Below are 18,015 nucleotides of genomic sequence, written 5' to 3'. Positions count from 1 at the left end.
ATGACGCGCATGCGCATCCGCATCGATTTCGACAGCGGCGGCTCGATCGGCCCCGGCAAGATCGCGCTTCTGGAACAGATCCGCGAAACCGGCTCCATCTCCGCCGCCGGGCGGGCGCTGGGCATGTCCTATCGCCGGGCCTGGCTGCTGGTGGACGATCTCAACCGCATTTTCCGCGAACCGGTGGTCAGCGCCGCGGTCGGCGGAAAGCATGGCGGCGGCACGGTGCTGACCGCCTTCGGCGCGGAGGTCATCGACCATTACCGCGCCGTGGAACGCGAGGCCCGCGTGGCGACCGCCCATAGGCTAGCGGCGCTGGAGGCCGGGACCAACCCGGATTACGGAGCGGACAAGCAGGCCGACGACGGCAGCTTCGCCAACGATCCGGGGCTGAAGCCGGGATGCGGGGCGGAGTGATTGCGGCGGTCGGCGATACCGGCGGAATCACCCCGCCCGCTCAATAGTCCCTCTCGTAGGTCAGACCGAACTTCGTGTTGGAATCGGCGCCGACCGAGGCGGTGCCCTTCAGGTTCTTGGTGATGTCGATCTCGACCTTCGCCCGGCTCTGGTTGGAGCCGATGCCCTGTTCGACGCCGACATAAACGCGGTCGTTGATATAGCGGCCGGCCTGCACCGCCTCGCCGCCGTTCGCGCCCTCGGTGAATTCCAGCCGGTCGATGCCGAGGCTGCGGCGCACCTGGTCCAGGATGCCGCCGCCCCCGCCGCCGTAACCGGCCAGCACCGCCGCCGATTGCGCGAGCTGCAACGCCTCCGGCGCACTGAGGTCGCCCACCGACTTGCCGAACAGCACGCCGGCCAGCACCTCGTCCTGCGGCAGCCCCTGGGGAGAGGTAAGCTCGACCTTCGGCTGGCGGGCGGTGCCGCTGACCACCACGTTGGCGGTGATGCCGTTGGCCGTCGCCTCCGCCAGCAGGTCGAGCCGGGGATCGAGTCCGCCGTCGAATTCGAAGATGCCGCGTTTGAACACGAAATTGAGGGCCAGAAGATCCAGGTTGCCCCTGAGGATGGTGAGGCGGCCGGTCAGGCCGGGCGCCGCGGCCGTGCCGCCGACGCGCAGGTTGCCGCCAAGCTCCGCATTCAGCCCGCGGCCGCGCACGAAGATCTGGTTGGGTGCGTTCACCGTCATGTCCAGCGCCAGCACGAAGGGCGTCGCGGCGGGTTGCACGTCCTCCGGCTGCGGAATGATCTGGGTGCCCGCGGGTGTGGTGACCTCGGTGATGCCGCCGGCCCGGCTCCTGCCGATCTCCTTCACCTTCAGGTCGACGATGCTGGCCGGCATGCGGTCGGGGATCTGGATTTCGGCACGGCGGATATCGATCGGCCCGGACAGCCGCGCGTTGGCGAAGCCCCCGGTCAGCGTCAGATTCGCACCGATATCCGCCGTCGCGATGTCGATATTGACCAGCCGGGCGTTGTCGGCCTTCAGCGCGATGTCCAGCTGCCGGTCGGCTGGCGCCGCCGGGCGGATGACGCCGCTGGCGCTGATGGCGCCGCCGTTGCTGGTCCGGCCCTGGAAGCTCTGGATGGTGAAGACGTCGCCCTCCCCGACCAGACGCGCCTGGATGTTGCTGATGACGGCGCCGGACGCCCGGTTCTCGTAGCGCCCGTTCGCCAGCACGACGGAGCCGCCGAGCGCCGGCTTCTCCACCGTGCCGCCGGCCCGCACGTCGAGTTCCAGGATCCCCCGCGCCCGGTCGCCAGTGGACGCCAGAATGTCGTTCGCCAGCGACAAATCCAGCGAGCCCCTGACCGCCGCCTCCAGCGCGCCGTTCGGCGGCAGGCTGACGGCATAGCTGTCGGGATCCATCACCAGCGGCACGACGGCGTTGGCGTTCAGGGTGCCGGCATTCTTCGGCATGGCGACGCGGCCGGTCATCGACAGCCGGCGGTCGCGCCACTGCGCATCCACATTGGCGTCGATGCCCGGAAGGCCGGCCTCCATCGTCTGCTGCGCCTTCAGTCCGCTGATGCGCAGGGTGGCGTCGGCCCGCGGGTTGCGCAGGGTGCCGCCCAGCGAGGCCCGCGCATTGGCGACGCCGCCCAGCCGCAGGGTCGGGCTGGCCAGCTTGGCGAGGGCGAGCGGCAGCCGGTCGACGGTCAGCTCGCCGCTCAGGCGGTCGCCGTTCAGGCCGAGATCGGCGGCCAGCCGGGCGTTGCCCGACGACAGCCGCAGTTCCCTCACCTCGTAGCGGCGCTCGGCCAGCAGGATCGTGGCGGGGGCGGTCATCCGCAGATCCTCGCCGGCATAGCGCGCCCGCAGGCGCTCGAGGCGGATGCGCGTCGTGTCCCCTTCCCGCGCCAGATTGCCGACGAGGTCGAGGGCGACCGGCTGGGCGCCGGCACCCGCGGCATTGGCCTGGAAGCTGGCCTTCGCCAGCGACCCGTCGACCGAGGCGGTGACGCTGCGCAACGCGTTGCCGGCGGCGTTGCCGTCGGTCATCTCCACCCGCGCCTTGCCGCTGGGGGTTCCCAGCGCGTCGGCGACATCGGCCCTTGCGGTCAGGCGGCGGGCGGTCAGCAGCGGTCCGGCCTCCCCCTCCACCCGCAGGTTGGTGGCGTCGGCGGTCAGGTTGGCGGCCTGCTTGCCGCCCCTGCCGTCGAGCGCCAGCGTGAAGGTCGCCCCGCCGCCGAGCGGCATGCCGGCCAGTTCCGACAGGCCGTTCAGGTTGGGCAGCGCGCCCTCCAGCCGCCCGGTGGCGAGCAGGGTGTCGAGCGCCACCTGGGCCTGACCGGTGATGCGGTTCGCCCCGTTGGCGATGGTCAGCCCATCCAGCCGCAGGGTCTGTTCGCGCAGCGCGTAACGCCCGTCGAGGGACAGCGGCGTCCTGTCGAGGTTCGTGCGGGCCGACACCGTGCCGTTCGGCGCCGCCGGCAGGCCCGCGGCGGTCGCCTGAAGCTCCGTGGCGCCAAGACGCCGGCCCTGGACCACGAGGTCGCGCGCGTTCAGCTTTGCCCGCGCCTCGATGGCGTCGAGCGGGCCGCGGGCGATGGCCTCCAGCGTCGCCGACCCCGCCATCGGGGTGCCGAGCGCGCCGCCCAGCGGTTCGAGCCTCGTCACCGTCAGCGTGGTGCGGGCATCGACCTGGTTGTTCGCCAGCGCGCCGTTGCCGGTCAGCTTGCCGTTGCGGCCGTCGATCGTCAGGTCGGTCAGGCGCATGGCGCCGTCCGGCTCCATCCGCGCCGCCAGCGCCAGCGTCGCCCTGTCGCCCAGCACCGCGTCGGCCGGCGTGCCGGTGGCGAGACGGTCGAGGCTGCCGGTCAGCTCCGCGGTGAGCACGCCGTCGGCACCGCGCCGCACCGGACCGGACAGGGCGACCGCCCCGGCCAGCGGCCGGCCGGCAAGCTCCGACAGGGGGGCGAGGTCGTCGGCGCTGGCGGAGAGGGTAAGGTCCGCGGTCTGGCCCCAGCCGCCGATGGCCCCATTCGCCTCCGCCCGCGCGGCGGCGGCGGTCAGCGTCAGCGTTTCCAGGCCAACCTGCCCGCTGCCGACGTCTACCTGGGCGCGGGCGGCCAGCACCGTCTCCGGCCCGGTCAGGCGGGACAGCGCCGGATCGTCGGCGGCGAGATCGCGCAGCGTGGCGTTGACGGCGACGTTCAGCGCGTTCAGCGCGCCTTCGGCCGATCCCTCCACCACGCCCTCGCGCCAGGACAGCGGCACCAGCGGGTGCAGGGTGGAGTCCGGGCCGGCCTGCAAGGTCCAGCGCAGGTTCAGGCTGTTGTAGTCGGCGCCGATGTCGCCGTTCACCGTGGCGGTCGCGGCGGCGACGGTCAGCTCGAGCGGACGGACGGTGATGGCGCCGCTCGGCGCCCGCAGCACGCTGGCGTTCAGCGTCGGCGCGGAGCCGATCAGCGGCGTCGCCGTCTCCCCCGCCAGTCCGGCGATCAGGGGGGCGATGTTGCCGCCGGCGGTCAGCGTCAGAGCGTGGCCTTCCGGCACCTTCCTGATGGTGGCGTCGGCGTTCAGCGTGCCGGCGGGGGCTGCGGCCTCGCCGGACAGGGCCGTCAGCTTGCCGGTCCAGTCGTCCAGCGAGCCGTCGCCCTTCAGCGTCACCTGCACCGGCGGCAGGCCGGGGATCGACAGCGCGCGCGCCATGACGCCGCCGCTGGGTTCCGAGGCATCGACCGAGAGGGTCAGCGTGTTCTCGTCCGGCTTGAAGACGGCGACCAGATCCGCCTGGCCCGGCTTGTCGTCGATGCGCGACACCGACAGGGTGGTGTCCAGCGCCCCGCCGCCATGCGCCAGCTCCGCCGCCCCGGTGATGCGCAGAACCGCCGGCTCGCCGAGCAACTCCGGCCCCAGCTCCAGCCGCTCCACCACCAGCTTGTCGAGGTCGATGTTGACCGGCAGGCTGGGCAGCAGCGGGGCGTTGGGGTCGGACGGCGCGGCCGGCTGGGTGCTGACGGGCGCACGGGTGACGATGACGGAGGCCGCCTCCAGGGCGTCGATCTTGGCGCTGCGCAGGAACAGGGCGGAGGGCGACAGCACCACATGCAGCCGGTTGATCGTCAGCCAGACGCCCTGGCTGTCGGCGAGCGTGACCGTGTCGATGGTGAAATCGGTGGGAAAGCCGCCCTCGATGGTGCCGAGCTTCAGCTTCATGTCGGGCGAGTCGACGGCCCCCTCGATCTTCCCCACCAGCCATTCGCGGGTCGATTCACCGAACAGCGAGAAGGCGTGCGCCGGCTGCGAGCCGGAAAGCAGGCCGGCAAGGATCGTCAGACCGACCAGAAGAATGCGTACCGCCGTCACACCACGCCCTTTCACCGCCACGTCCACCCCATCAGGGGCAACTTTGTCTCAACCGCAATAAACGGTAATCGTCCCGAATGTCCGGGACCAATTTGCGTCATTCCCACCTGCCCTCTCCCGGGGCGGGAGAGGGAGTTTTAGAAGGCCTGCCCCAGGCTGAGGTAGAGCTGCCAGCGCGCGTCGCCGCTCGACGGGTTGAGGGGAACGCCGACATCCAGGCGCAGGGGACCGAAGCCGGTGTAATAGCGCAGGCCGAGGCCGGCGCCGACGCGCAGAGGCTCGCTGAAGTCGGGATAGGCCGAATCGAAGACGGTGCCGGCATCGACGAAGGGGACGACTCCGATGGTCTCCGTCACCTTGATGCGCAGTTCCGCCCCGATCTCGAACAGGGATCGCCCGCCGATGGGATCGTCGAAGCGGTTGAGCGGCCCCGCCTTCTGGAAGCCGTAGCCGCGCACAGACCCGCCGCCGCCGGCATAGAAGCGGTGGTTGGGCGGAATATCGGTCAGCGAGGTGCCCAGGATGCTGCCCACCCCGACCCGCGCCGCGGCGACATAGCGCCCTTCATTGCCGAGATCGTGATAGGTGGAGCCGTTGAACAGGATCGAGGTGAAGGGCGACTTGGTGTCGCCGCCGAACGGGAACCACGGCGTCACCTCCAGCGATGCCCGCTGACCGGAGGTCGGGTTCAGCAGGTTGTCGGTGCCGTTCCAGCCGACGCCCAGCGGCACGCCGATGAAGGCGGTCTGGTAGGTGGCTTCCTCCGTTTCCACCCGTCCGCGCTCCGCGGTCACGCCGTAGCTGATGGCCAGCCGGTCGGTCAGCGGTCGTTCGAGCTTGACCGTCAGCTCGGTGGCGACGCGGCTGTAGGCCGGCGGCTGGTCGTTGACCACGGCGAAATTGACCACCAGGGACTGTTTCAGCGCCAGGAAGTCGGGCGTGCGGTAATTCACGCTGAATCGCAGGTCTGGCAGGTCGTTGCCGGTGCTGGAGGTGCCGCCCGAGGATCCGGCGACGCGGCCGACCTCGACGCCGACGCGCAGATGTTCCGCGCCGCCGAACAGGTTGCGGTTTCCCCAATAGGCGTGGCCGCCCAGCCCTTCGTCGGTCGAGAAGGTGACGCCGCCGCCGATGTAGCGGGGCTTGCGCTCGGTCACCGTGACGATCACCGGCGTCTCGCCGTCCGGCCCCGGCTTATCCGCCAGCCGCACGCGCACGGTGTCGAAGACCTGCAACGCCGCGATGTCCTCCCGCGCCCGGTCGGTGTCGAGGGGGTTGTAGACCTGCCCCTCCTTCCAGGGCAGACGCCCCCGCACCAGAGCCTCGTCAATACCCTCCAGCCCTTCGATCCGGGTCGTGCCGTAGCGGATCAGCGGGCCGGGATCGACCGTGAAGGTGACGTCCATCGTGTCGTCGGAATGATCGACCACCACCTCGCGGTCGGTAACCTTGGCGAAGGCGTAGCCGCGCTTGGCAAGCCTGCTGATCAACTCCGACTCGGCATTCAGCACCCGCTGCGCCACCGCCGGCGACCCGGGGGCGAGACCGAGATCGTCCGTCGCCACATCACCAGGCAGGGTGGAGCCGCCGGTGCCGCGCACCGTCACCGTCTTGATGTGATAGAGCGGCCCCGGCGTCACTGTGATCGTCACCTTGGCCGGCGGCGCATTCCCGCCCGCGGACGCCGTGGCGGCGGCCGGTTCGTCGATGCGGATGTCCACCTGCGCGTCGTAATAGCCGGCGGAGCGCAGTGCCACCTGCAGCCGGTCGCGGTCGGTTTCGGCCCGCCGCTCCAGCCCGATCAGCGAGGGCGGCGGGTCGTTCTGCAGCCCCACCAGCGTCGAGGCGTCGTTGAGCGTGCTGCGCAGGCTGCCGTCCTCGACCCCGGTGATCTCGACGTCATAGCGGATGCCGGCCGGCCCCGCCTCATCCTCCGGCGGGGACTCGGGCTGGGCGCCATCGAGGGAGCCGGTGGGCGAACCGGCGGGAGAACCGGCGGGCGCGGCGCCGGGAATGCCGTCGGCCGGCGAATCCTGGGCATGGCCGGCGGCGGACGGCCCCAGCAGCAGCAGGGCGGCGACCAGCGGAACGGCGACGGGGGCCTTGAAGGGCGTGGCTGCAATCCTGGTTGCAGCGGCCATCCTGCGGCGTGAAGCGGAAGCGAAGCGGATCATCGGCCACAATGTAGGCTGCGAGCACGCATGGCTCCATCCCGGAAATTCGCGCTAGACCAAAGGGCACGGCACTTGCGTTTTGGCTGCATTCCCATATATTGCGCCGCAACAGTTTCCCCGACAGCGCCCACGGATTAATCTTCGTCGGGCATTTTTGTTGTTTGTGGCATGACGCTGCTGCGTGTCGGGGGTGCCATTGCGAGACCAAAGGCTCCATGAATCTCCGTAACGTCGCCATCATCGCCCACGTCGACCACGGCAAGACCACGCTGGTCGATCAACTTCTCAAGCAGGCCGGCTCGTTCCGCGAGAACCAGCAGGTGGCCGAACGCGCCATGGACTCCAACGATCTGGAGCGCGAGCGCGGCATCACCATCCTGGCCAAGTGCACGTCGGTCCTGTGGAACGATCTGCGCATCAACATCGTCGACACCCCCGGCCACGCCGACTTCGGCGGCGAGGTGGAACGCATCCTCTCCATGGTCGACGGCGTCGTCCTGCTCTGCGACGCGGCCGAAGGCCCGCTGCCGCAGACCAAGTTCGTGCTGGGCAAGGCCCTGAAGCTCGGCCTGCGCCCCATCGTCGTCATCAACAAGGTGGACCGTCCCGACGGCCGTCCGCACGAGGTGCATGACGAGGTGTTCGACCTGTTCGCCTCGCTCGACGCCTCGAACGAGCAGCTGGACTTCCCGACCCTGTTCGCCTCGGGCCGCAACGGCTGGGCGACCACGGACCTGGAGAACGGCGCCCGCGAGACGCTGACCCCGCTGTTCGAACTGATCCGCGATCATGTCCCGGCCCCGAAGGTCGAGGAGGATCTGCCCTTCAGCATGCTGGCGACCACGCTGGAAGCGAACCCCTATCTGGGCCGCATCCTGACCGGCCGCATCCTTACGGGTTCGGTCAAGGTCAACATGGCCGTCAAGTCGCTGAGCCGCGACGGCAAGCTGGTCGAGAACGCCCGCGTCAGCAAGGTGCTGGCCTTCCGCGGCCTGGAGCGGGTGCCGGTGGACGAGGCCCATGCCGGCGACATCGTCGCGCTGGCCGGCATGACCAACACCACCGTGGCCGACACCATCTGCGCCCCGGAAGTGGCCGAGCCGCTAGCCGCCCAGCCGATCGACCCGCCCACCCTGGCGATGACCTTCTCGGTCAACGACAGCCCGCTGGCCGGCCGCGAGGGCGACAAGGTCACCAGCCGCATGATCCGCGACCGCCTGATGCGCGAGGCCGAGGGCAACGTCGCCCTGCGCGTCACGGATACCGAGGGCGGCGACGCCTTCGAGGTGGCCGGCCGCGGCGAACTGCAGCTGGGCATCCTGATCGAGACCATGCGCCGCGAGGGCTATGAGCTGGCGATCAGCCGTCCGCGCGTGCTGTTCAAGACCGACCCGCTGAACGGCCAGCGCCTGGAGCCGATCGAGGAAGTCGTCGTCGACGTCGACGAGGAGTTCTCGGGCACCGTCGTCCAGAAGATGTCGGAGCGCAAGGCCGACCTGATCGAGATGCGCCCGTCCGGCGGCAACAAGACCCGCATCGTCTTCCATGCGCCGTCGCGCGGCCTGATCGGCTACCAGGGCGAGTTCCTGACCGACACCCGCGGCACCGGCATCATGAACCGCCTGTTCCACGGCTACGCCCCGTTCAAGGGCGCCATCGCGGCGCGGCGCACCGGCGTCCTCATCTCCAACAGCGACGGCACCGCGGTGGCCTATGCGCTGTGGAACCTCGAGGATCGCGGCCCGATGCTGATCGATCCGGGCGTTCCGGTCTATCAGGGCATGATCATCGGCGAGCATACCCGCGGCAACGACCTCGAGGTCAATGTCATCAAGGGCAAGCAGCTGACGAACATCCGCACCACCAGCAAGGACGAGGCGGTCCGCCTGACTCCGCCGATCCAGATGACCCTGGAGAAGGCGCTGTCCTACATCGCCGACGACGAGTTGGTGGAAGTCACGCCGAAGTCCATCCGCCTGCGCAAGCGCTACCTCGACCCGAACGAGCGCAAGCGTCACCAGCGCGCCGCCGAGGCGAGCTGATAGCCCTTATGGCCTAAGGCAAGCGGTATAGAGTAAGGTAGCGGCGGCACCCGTTCCCATTCCGGGGCGGGTGCCGCTCCGTTTCCGAATACAGCGAGGATCCCCCCGCATGGCGATGGCGACCGACGCGAAGTCATCCGGCTCTCCGTCCTTCTCTCCTCGTCGATTGTGGTCGAGGGTGGGCCCGACCGGGCTGTTCGCCCTGATCCTCGCATTGCTGATCGCGCTGCCGATCCTCGCCGTCTTCGTCCAGGCGGCCGGCGTCTCCACCGACCTGTGGGGACACATGGCGCGGACGGTGCTTCCCGACTACATCCTCAACACCCTGATCCTGCTGGGGATCGTCGGGGTGGTCACGATGGTGACCGGCGTCGCCTGCGCCTGGACCGTCACCATGCACGACTTTCGCGGGCGTGGGGTCCTGCAATGGCTGCTGCTGCTGCCGCTGGCCATGCCGGCCTATGTGCTGGCCTACACCTACACCGACTTCCTGCAATTCGCCGGGCCGCTGCAATCCTTCCTGCGCGCCGCCTTCGGCTGGCGCCGCGGCGACTACTGGTTCCCGGACATCCACACCGCCTGGGGCGCCGGGCTGGTGCTGTCGTCGGTGCTCTATCCTTACGTCTATGTGCTGACCCGCGCCGCTTTCCTTGAGCAATCGGTCTGCGTGCTGGAGGCCAGCCGTACGCTGGGCTGCACCCAGTTCGGCGCCTTCCGCCGCGTGGCGCTGCCGCTGGCGCGCCCGGCGCTGGTGGCCGGTGTCGGCTATGCGCTGATGGAGACGCTGGCCGATTTCGGCGCCGTCCGCTACTTCGGCATCGACACCTTCACCGTCGGCATCTATCGCACCTGGTTCGCGTTGGGCGACTCGGCCGCGGCGGCTCAGCTTGCTGCCGTGCTTCTGCTGGTGGTGCTGGCCCTGGTGGGTCTGGAGCGGCTGTCGCGCGGAAAGATGCGCTTCCACCAGACCACCGGCCGCTACCGCGCCCTGCCCGCCCCGCGCCTGTCTGCCCGCGGCACGGTGGTGGCCTGGTTCGTCTGCCTGACGCCGGTGCTGTTCGGCTTCCTGCTGCCGGGCGCGGTGCTGATCCGCATGATCCTGCGCGGCGGCACGGAGTTGACGCTGGCCCGCTTCATGGACCTGACGGTCAACACCTTTATCCTGGGGGCCAGCGGCGCCGCCCTGGTCGTCGTGGTGGCGCTGATGGTGATCCATGGCGTGCGCCACGACCGCAGCGGGCTCGCCACCGGCGCCGCGCGGCTCGCCTCGCTCGGCTACGCCACGCCGGGAACGGTGATCGCGGTGGGCATCCTGATCACCGTCGGTCTGACCCGCGACTGGACCGGCTGGCCGGTCGGCGCCATCCTCGGCGCCACCATCGCCGGCATCCTCTACGGCTATCTGATCCGCTTCTTCGTGGTGGCCTATGGGCCGCTCGAATCCGGCTTCGCCAAGATCGGCCCCAATCTGGAAGGTGCGGCCCGCTCGCTCGGCCACACGCCGCTGCAGGTGCTGCGCCGGGTCCATCTGCCGCTGCTGCGCCCCAGCCTGCTGAGCGCCGCCATGCTGGTCTTCGTCGACATCACCAAGGAGCTGCCGGCGACGATGATCCTGCGGCCCTTCAACTTCGACACGCTTGCGATCGAAGCGTTCCGCATGGCCTCGACCGAGCGGCTGGACGACGCCGCCCTGCCCGCCCTGGTGATCGTGCTGGTCGGCCTAGCCCCGGTGATCTACCTGAGCCGCACCATCGCCTCGTCGCGCCCAGGCCATCGCGGGTAACGCCGCTCGCTCCTCCGCCCGCGCCTAGCGGCGGCTTTCCACCCTCTCCTCCCGCCTCTCCTCGCGCCTCTCCTCGCGCGGCGGCTCCGCCACGGGCCGGGAGGCCGCCAAGCGTCGGGCCCGCAGTTTCTCGCGCTCCTTCCAACGGCGGAAGGCATGCTCGTTCCACCAGCCGCGCAGCCGTCCGCCGATGTTGGCGACTCGCCGATAGAGCGGCCGGCGCCGGGTGGTGAGGCGGACGGGCTCCAGCGCCAGCCCGACCGAGGTGATGGTGTCCTCGTCCATGTCGCGCACGATCAGTTCGACACCACCCATGCGCACCCGGTCGCCCAGTTCGCACGAGCCGCCGAACTCGTTGCGCAGCAGGTCGCTCAGCGTAAACTTGGCGTTGGGCAGCGACAGCGGCAGGCCGTACATCTCGGCGATCTGCTCCACCGTGGCATCGGGACTCAGCACCAGATCACCGTAGAATTCACGGTCGGAGCGGTCGAGTGCCCGGCTGCCGCCATAGAGCCTGTCGATCAGCGGAAGACGGTGCGGCGGCGTGAACAGGTAGACGAGGTCGCCCGGCTGCAACGGCTTGACCTTGTGCAGCGGCACCACCGCCCCGGCGCGGATGACCAGCGACGGCCTGGCCCAGCGCGGCATGCGCTGGCCGCGCGCCGCCGGGCTCTTGCCATGGACGGTGTAGGCGACGAGCTCCTGATCCGCATTGCCGGGAAGCTCCAGTTCCACGCGGTCCACCGGGCCGCGGCGGGGCGGGACGATCAGTTCCAGCAGGCGGGCCATGCTGCCGATGGTCCAGCCCTGCACCAGCAGCGAGACGACCACGACGACGAAGGCCGTGTTGAAGATCAGTTGCCCGTTCTCCAGCCCGCCCAGCACCGGCACCAGCGCCAGCAGAAGCGAGACGGCGCCGCGCAGGCCGACCCAGGCGATGAAGCTGGTTTCCCGCACCGAGAAGCGGAAGGGCAGCAGGCACATCCAGACCGCCAGCGGCCGGGCGACGACGATCAGCACCAGAGCGATCCCCAGCGCCGGCAGCAGCATGTCCGCGAGTTCCCGCGGGGTGGCGAGCAGGCCCAGCATGACGAACATGACGATCTGGCTGAGCCAGGTCAGCCCGGAATGGAAGCGCCGCAGTTCCAGCGCGCCGCGCAGCTTGACGTTTCCGGCATAAAGCCCGGCGGCATAGACGGCCAGATAGCCGCTGCCGCCCATCACATTGGTGGCGGCGAAGATGAACAGGGCGAAGGTCAGCGTCACCACCGGGTTCAGCCCGGTTTCGAAATCCGCCTTGTTGATGAAGGCCACCAGCAGCCAGCCGCCGGCCAGCCCCATCACGCCGCCCAGCGCGAAGGCCAGCACCAGTTCGCCGAGAATGGAGACGGGCGACGCCAGACCGTGGGTCGCCGCCTCCACCAGCAGGATGGTCAGCATGATGGCGACCGGATCGTTGCTGCCCGATTCGATCTCCAGCGTCGAACGCACGCGGTCGCGCAGAGTGATGCCGCCCACCCGCAGCAGGAAGAAGACCGCCGCCGCGTCGGTGGAACTGCAGGCGGCGCCGATCAGCAGCGCCTCCCCCCATCCCAGATTCATCAGGTAATGGGCCGCCACCCCGACGACGCCGGTTGTCACCGCGACGCCGACCGTCGCCAGCGTCATCGCCGGCCAGGCGGCGGCCCTGTAGCTGGCGAGCTTCGTGTCGAACCCGCTTTCGAACAGGATCACCGCCAGCGCCATCGATCCGATCAGGAAAGCGGACCCGGCATCGTTGAAGGCGATGTGGCCGATACCGTCTTCCCCCGCCAGCAGGCCGATGCCGAGGAAGATCAGAAGCAGGGGGGCGCCGATGCGCAAGGCGAGGTAGCTGGTCAGCACGCTGACGATCAGCAGCGTGGACCCGATGAGGATGATATAGCTGACCGCCTCCATAAGCCTCACACGCCGTTGGCATTAGGCCGCCCTTTGGCGGAACTCCTTGATTTTGACGGCAACCCTGCACATCCGCAAGGCGTAGAAGCCGGAGGCGGTCGTTCGTAAAGGCTGTACGCCTACGACATCAGCCTCCAGCTTCCGTCAGCCTGTCGGCAGGCGGATCCGCGCGCGACCTGGGTCTGGCCGTCGATAACCACGGTATGGTTGTAATCGCGGCAGGTCTGGCCGCCGCTGCCCTGATATGTCCGCACCGGCTGGATGGTGCCCCTGTTGCCGGATTGCGGGTTGTTCCAGGTGATGGTCTGGTTGTTGGCGACGGCACGCTCCTCCGCATCCGACGCCCGGTTCTGGTCGGACGGCGAGAACCGGCTGGCCAGCTGCTGGCCGGCATAGGCGCCGAGCAGCGTGCCGATGGCCGTGGTCGCCAGCTTGCCGGCCCCGCCGCCGAAGCGCGAGCCGAGCAGACCGCCGGCAACGGCGCCGCCCAGTGTGCCGAGGGTTTCCGTGCCGCTCATCCCAGCGATGCCGCCCTGGGCGTTTTGGCAGGCGGCCAGGGATAGGGCCGCGATGGCGGCGAATGCGGTCGCGCGCAGGCGGTTGGTGATGCGCAGCATGGGCTTTCCCCCGGGTTAACGTTGCATGGTCAAATTCCGGTCAACGCCTGTGGGGTTGATAGGTTCCCGCCAGGAATCAGAGCCAAAAGATCAGGGGTGATGGAAGCAAAACGCGGTTCCGCGTGTTTAGACATCGAACAGTCAACACGAGGAGGGTTGCATGATGTCCCGTTTGCGTCTGATCGGTGCGGTGTTCGCGGTTCTTTCGCTCGGCGCTTGCTCGACTGGCGGCGTGGTCGGCGGTGCGGCCGGCGCGGCCGGCGGCTATGCGGTGGACGGCACCCGCGGCGCCGTGATCGGCGGCCTTGGTGGTGCGGCGCTCGGCACGGCCATCGATCACTAAGCAGGAAACGATAATCAGGACAGCCGCCCATGCGCCGGTGAGCGATCCGGCGCTTTCCGCGGACCGGCCTGCGGGACTTGTCCTGCGGGCCGGTCGCGAAGACGGCCGGCCGCTCCGGGGCGGAGCCCTGCCGCGGCGTGAAAATCCGCCAATCCGATCATCCGCCATCCGGCACGAAAGCGGCAGAGGAAGCCTGTAACCGGAGGCGGACCGCCGCGCCGACCGGTGGACAAAGCCGAAGCCCATGGGCTAAGCCATCGGCAACGGATTAGAGATCGGATGCGACCGTGACGAACAAGAGCGGCAAGCCCCTGCGCCTGGATGCGGCGACCGAGCGGCTGGTGGCGCGGATGTGGCGCGAGTGGGTGCGGCCCTATCGCGGCAAGCTGATGCTGTCCTTCCTGCTGATGGCGGTGGTGGCGGCGGCGACCGGCGCCTATCCGCTGCTGATCGACCGGTCCTATGCCATGTTCTCCGCCCAGGACCGCGGCATGCTGCTGGCGATTCCCCTGGCGATCGTCGCGGTGACGGTGATCAAGGGGGCGTCGCTCTACGCCCAGACCGTGGTGACCAGCGACATCGTCCAGCGCGTCATCGCCGACGTCCGCCTGTCGATGTTCACCCATCTGCAGACCGCCGACATGGCGCAGCTGCACGCCACCCCGACCGGGGCGCTGACCTCGCGCTTCATCAACGACGTCGACCTGATCCGCAATGCGCTGACCCGCACGCTGACCGGTCTGGTGCGCGACATCCTGACGGTGATCGCGCTGGTCGGGTCGATGTTCTATCTCGACTGGCTGCTGTCGCTGATCGTCTTCATCATCTATCCCATCGCCGCGGTGCCGATCGTCCGCATCGGCAAGCGCCTGCGCCGCGTCTCGCGCGACACCCAGGCGCAGATGGGCGACATGACCTCGCTGCTGACCGAAAGCCTGTCGGGCGCGCGCATGGTCAAGACCTACAATCTGGAAGATTACGAACGCGCCCGCGCCGGCCGCGCCTTTCATGAGAACTACCAGCTGACCATGAAGGCGGTGCGCGCCCGTTCGCGCATCGATCCGATGATGGAGGTGCTTGGCGGCGTCGCGGTGGCGGGGGTGATCGCCTTCGCCGGCTACCGCATGACGATGGGCGAGGGTTCGGTCGGCGCGTTTTCAGGCTTCGTCGGCGCGCTGCTGATGGCGGCCCAGCCGGTGCGCGCCATCGGCACGCTCAACGCCGCCCTGCAGGAGGGGCTCGCCGCCGCCCAGCGCATCTTCGAACTGCTGGACCAGCAGCCGACCATCCTGGAGCGGCCCGACGCCAAGCCACTGACCGTGACCGAGGGCGCCGTCGCCCTGCGCGGCGTCCGCTTCTCCTATGAAGCCGGCGGCGAGGCCGCGGGCGACACGCTGAAGGGCATCGACCTCGACGTGCCGGCCGGCAGCACGGTGGCGCTGGTCGGGCGCAGCGGCGCCGGCAAGTCGACCGTCTTCAACCTGATCCCGCGCCTCTACGACGTGACGGGGGGCGAGGTGCTGGTCGACGGCCAGGACGTGCGCGGCGCCACCCTGCGCAGCCTGCGCGGCGCGGTGTCGATCGTCAGCCAGGACACGGTGCTGTTCAACGACACGGTGCGCGCCAACATCGGCTTCGGCCGGCTCGATGCCGGGATGGAGGAGATCGTCGCCGCCGCCAAGGCCGCCGCCGCCCATGATTTCGTCTCGCGCTTGCCCGAGGGCTACGACACGGTGATCGGCGACCGCGGCGTGAAGCTGTCGGGCGGTGAACGCCAGAGGCTGGCGCTGGCCCGCGCCTTCCTGAAGGACGCGCCGATCCTGCTGCTGGACGAGGCGACCAGCGCGCTCGACAGCGAGTCGGAACGCCTGGTCCAGGCGGCATTGGAGCGGCTGACCGAGGGACGCACCACTCTGGTGATCGCCCACCGGCTGGCGACCGTGCGCAACGCCGACCGCATCGTGGTCATGGAAGGTGGCCGCATCATCGAACAGGGCACCCATGACGCGCTGATCGCCGCCGACGGCGCCTATGCGCGGCTGTGCCGGCTGCAGTTCGGCGAGGACGAGGTGCGGGCGGGGGCTTGAGGCTGGGTGTTTGCAGGTGGGGCGGAGTTAACCCCACCTAACCTCCCCCGCCCGGCGGGAGAGGGTCAGGGAGCGGGCATCCGCCCCGACAAACCATTCACTCCGCCGGGAACACCATCACCCGTTCGGCCGCTATCGCGGCGGAGAGTTCCTCGCCGGCGCGGACGTCCACATGGCCCGGCAGGCGGGCATGGACCTCGGAAGTGCCGTCCGGCAAATCCAGGCAGACCCGCGTCGCCGGACCCAGAAAGCTGGAGTGGCGGACACGCACCGGCACCGCGTCGGGGCGGGCGCCGAGCGGCACCAGTTCCAGATCCTCGACACGGCAGGCGACCTCCACCCTGGTCCCGCCGGGCAGGTGCGGCGCCTGGATGCGGCCGAGCGGCGTGACGATCTGGCCGTCGCGCACCGTCGATTCAAAACGGTTCACCTCGCCGAACAGGCGGGCGACGAAGCTGTTGGCCGGGCGCTGGTAGAGGTTGACCGGCGTGTCGGCCTGGACGATGCGTCCGGCCTCCATCACCACCACGCGGTTGCCCATCTCCATCGCCTCTTCCGGGTCGTGGGTGACGACGATGGTGGCGATGCCGCTGGCGCGGATGATCCGCACAACCTCTTCGCGCACCGAGCGGCGAAGCTGCTCGTCGAGGGCGGAGAAGGGTTCGTCCAGCAGGAGAACCTTGGGATCGCGCGCCATGGCGCGGGCCAGCGCCACCCGCTGCTGCTGCCCGCCCGACAAAGTGTGCGGATAGGCGTCGGCGTAGCGGGTCAGCGCCATGGTTTCGAGCAGTTCGGCCACCCGCCGCTTGCGCTCGGCGCGGGGGCGGTCGGTCTGGCCGAAGGCGATGTTGCCCGCGACGGTCAGGTGCGGGAACAGCGCGAAATCCTGGAACATCATGCCGACCGGCCGCCTTTCCGGCGGCAGGGAACGGTCGGCGGTGGCGAGCGGCACCCCGTCCACCGTGATCGTCCCGGCCTGGACCGTCTCCAATCCGCTGATCAGCCGCAGCAGGGTCGATTTGCCGCAGCCCGACGGGCCGACGATGCAGACCACCTCCCGCGGGGCGACCGACAGCGACACGTCGTCGACGGCGGTCAGCGGCCCGTAGCGGTGGGTGATGCCCGTCAGGACGACAGACGAAGGAGAGGGGGCGGACGATTTCACGGTGAACGGGGCCTCGGTCATCTTACTTCCAGCCGGCACGGTCCATGATGCGCAGCGCCTGCGGGGTGTAGGCGGCGAAGGCGGCGGCGTTGACGTCGGCGGCCTTGAAGTTGCCGAGCTTCACCAGCTCCGGATGGGGCTGGACCGCCGGGTTGACCGGATACTCCATGTTGCCGTCGGCGAACAGCCGCTGCGCCTCGGGGCTCAGCAGGTATTCCAGCAGCTTGCGGGCGTTCTCCTGGTTCTTGGAGGTCTTCACCACGCCGGCGCCGCTGAGGTTCACATGGGTGCCGCGGTTGTCCTGGTTGGGGAAGATCACGCCGATCTTCGAGGCGACCTCGCGGTCCTCCTGCTTGGCGGAGGTGATCAGCTTGCCGACGTAATAGGTGTTGGCGATGGCGACGTCGCCCTCGCCCACGGCGACCGCCCGGATCTGGTCGGTGTCGCCGCCCTGCGGCTTACGGGCGAGGTTGGCGACCAGCCCCTTCACCCACTCCTCCGTCTTCTCCTCGCCCTGGGCTTCGATCATCGAGGCGGTCAGGGCCAGGCTGTAGGGATGGGTGCCGGTGCGGGTCAGGACGCGGCCCTTCCATTCCTCCTTGGCGAGGTCTTCGTAATTCTTGATCTGCTCCGGCTTCACCCGGTCGCGGGCATAGACGACGATGCGGGCGCGGCTGGACAGGCCCCACCAGGCGCCGTTCGGATCGCGCAGGTTGGACGGAACCTTGATGGCGTCGAGCGCGGGCGAGGTGACCGGGGCGAGCAGCCCCTCCTTCGCCGCGGCGGCCAGGCGGCCGGCGTCCACGGTGATGAACAGGTCGGCCGGGCTGCTGGCGCCCTCCGACTTGATGCGCTGGATCAGTTCGTCGTGGTTGCCTTCGATGATGTTGACCTTGATGCCGGTCGCTTTCGTGAAGTTATCGTAGATCGCCCGGTCGGTGTTGTAATGCCGCGAGTTGTAGATATTCACTTCCTGGGCCTGGACGGAGAAGGCGGTCAAGGCACCGACGGCGAACGCGATTCCGGCAAACTTGTTGATGAACATTCTACACTCCCGAACTGCGAATGACTCTCAAGGTCGTGAGAATGGATATC

General features: G+C 69.3%; 11 protein-coding genes. 5 read left to right on the top strand and 6 right to left on the bottom strand.

The window, feature by feature from the left end:
* Positions 1-417, top strand: a complete 417-nt coding sequence (locus DM194_RS03885) for a winged helix-turn-helix domain-containing protein (protein WP_111066009.1) — start codon at positions 1-3, stop codon at positions 415-417.
* A 40-nt stretch (positions 418-457) separates the two neighbouring features.
* Here the strand turns inward: DM194_RS03885 and DM194_RS03880 are convergent, their stop codons facing one another.
* Both DM194_RS03880 and DM194_RS03875 read right to left on the bottom strand, forming a co-directional pair.
* Positions 458-4,771, bottom strand: a complete 4,314-nt coding sequence (locus tag DM194_RS03880) for a translocation/assembly module TamB domain-containing protein (RefSeq protein WP_246024275.1) — start codon at positions 4,769-4,771, stop codon at positions 458-460.
* Between the two features lie 137 nt (positions 4,772-4,908).
* Positions 4,909-6,912 (bottom strand): autotransporter assembly complex protein TamA, encoded by a 2,004-nt coding sequence (locus DM194_RS03875; protein ID WP_111067735.1) that lies wholly within the window; start codon positions 6,910-6,912, stop codon positions 4,909-4,911.
* Positions 6,913-7,160: 248 nt separating this feature from the next.
* On the opposite strand from DM194_RS03875, the gene typA reads away from it, so the two are divergent.
* Both typA and DM194_RS03865 read left to right on the top strand, forming a co-directional pair.
* On the top strand, positions 7,161-8,987 hold the full coding sequence (gene typA, locus DM194_RS03870) for a translational GTPase TypA (protein ID WP_111066007.1): 1,827 nt from the start codon (positions 7,161-7,163) through the stop codon (positions 8,985-8,987).
* 109 nt (positions 8,988-9,096) lie between these two features.
* Positions 9,097-10,770 (top strand): ABC transporter permease, encoded by a 1,674-nt coding sequence (locus DM194_RS03865; protein WP_111066006.1) that lies wholly within the window; start codon positions 9,097-9,099, stop codon positions 10,768-10,770.
* 24 nt (positions 10,771-10,794) lie between these two features.
* Here the strand turns inward: DM194_RS03865 and DM194_RS03860 are convergent, their stop codons facing one another.
* Positions 10,795-12,708 carry a potassium/proton antiporter gene (locus DM194_RS03860; RefSeq protein WP_111066005.1) on the bottom strand — a complete coding sequence of 638 codons (1,914 nt, stop codon included), beginning with the start codon at positions 12,706-12,708 and terminating at the stop codon, positions 10,795-10,797.
* A 119-nt stretch (positions 12,709-12,827) separates the two neighbouring features.
* Positions 12,828-13,325: an RT0821/Lpp0805 family surface protein gene (locus tag DM194_RS03855; RefSeq protein WP_111066004.1), complete on the bottom strand. Its 498-nt coding sequence runs from the start codon at positions 13,323-13,325 to the stop codon at positions 12,828-12,830.
* A 160-nt stretch (positions 13,326-13,485) separates the two neighbouring features.
* Here DM194_RS03855 and DM194_RS03850 point away from each other — a divergent pair, with 160 nt between their 5' ends.
* Together DM194_RS03850 and DM194_RS03845 are read left to right on the top strand one after the other, a co-directional pair.
* A complete protein-coding gene (locus DM194_RS03850) occupies positions 13,486-13,668 on the top strand; it encodes a hypothetical protein (protein ID WP_111066003.1) in 183 nt (60 codons plus the stop codon).
* 287 nt (positions 13,669-13,955) lie between these two features.
* The gene (locus DM194_RS03845) at positions 13,956-15,755 is read left to right on the top strand and encodes an ABC transporter ATP-binding protein (RefSeq protein ID WP_111066002.1); all 1,800 of its coding nucleotides are present in this window, start codon (positions 13,956-13,958) and stop codon (positions 15,753-15,755) included.
* A gap of 97 nt (positions 15,756-15,852) precedes the next feature.
* Here DM194_RS03845 and DM194_RS03840 read toward each other — a convergent pair whose 3' ends face one another.
* A complete protein-coding gene (locus DM194_RS03840; protein WP_111066001.1) occupies positions 15,853-16,941 on the bottom strand; it encodes an ABC transporter ATP-binding protein in 1,089 nt (362 codons plus the stop codon).
* A 1-nt stretch (position 16,942) separates the two neighbouring features.
* Positions 16,943-17,965, bottom strand: a complete 1,023-nt coding sequence (locus DM194_RS03835; protein ID WP_111066000.1) for a Fe(3+) ABC transporter substrate-binding protein — start codon at positions 17,963-17,965, stop codon at positions 16,943-16,945.
* Between the last annotated feature and the right edge of the window lie 50 nt (positions 17,966-18,015).

This window comes from Azospirillum ramasamyi (assembly GCF_003233655.1).
Taxonomy (GTDB): Bacteria; Pseudomonadota; Alphaproteobacteria; order Azospirillales; family Azospirillaceae; genus Azospirillum; species Azospirillum ramasamyi.
This window is presented reverse-complemented; position numbering and strand designations above follow the sequence as displayed.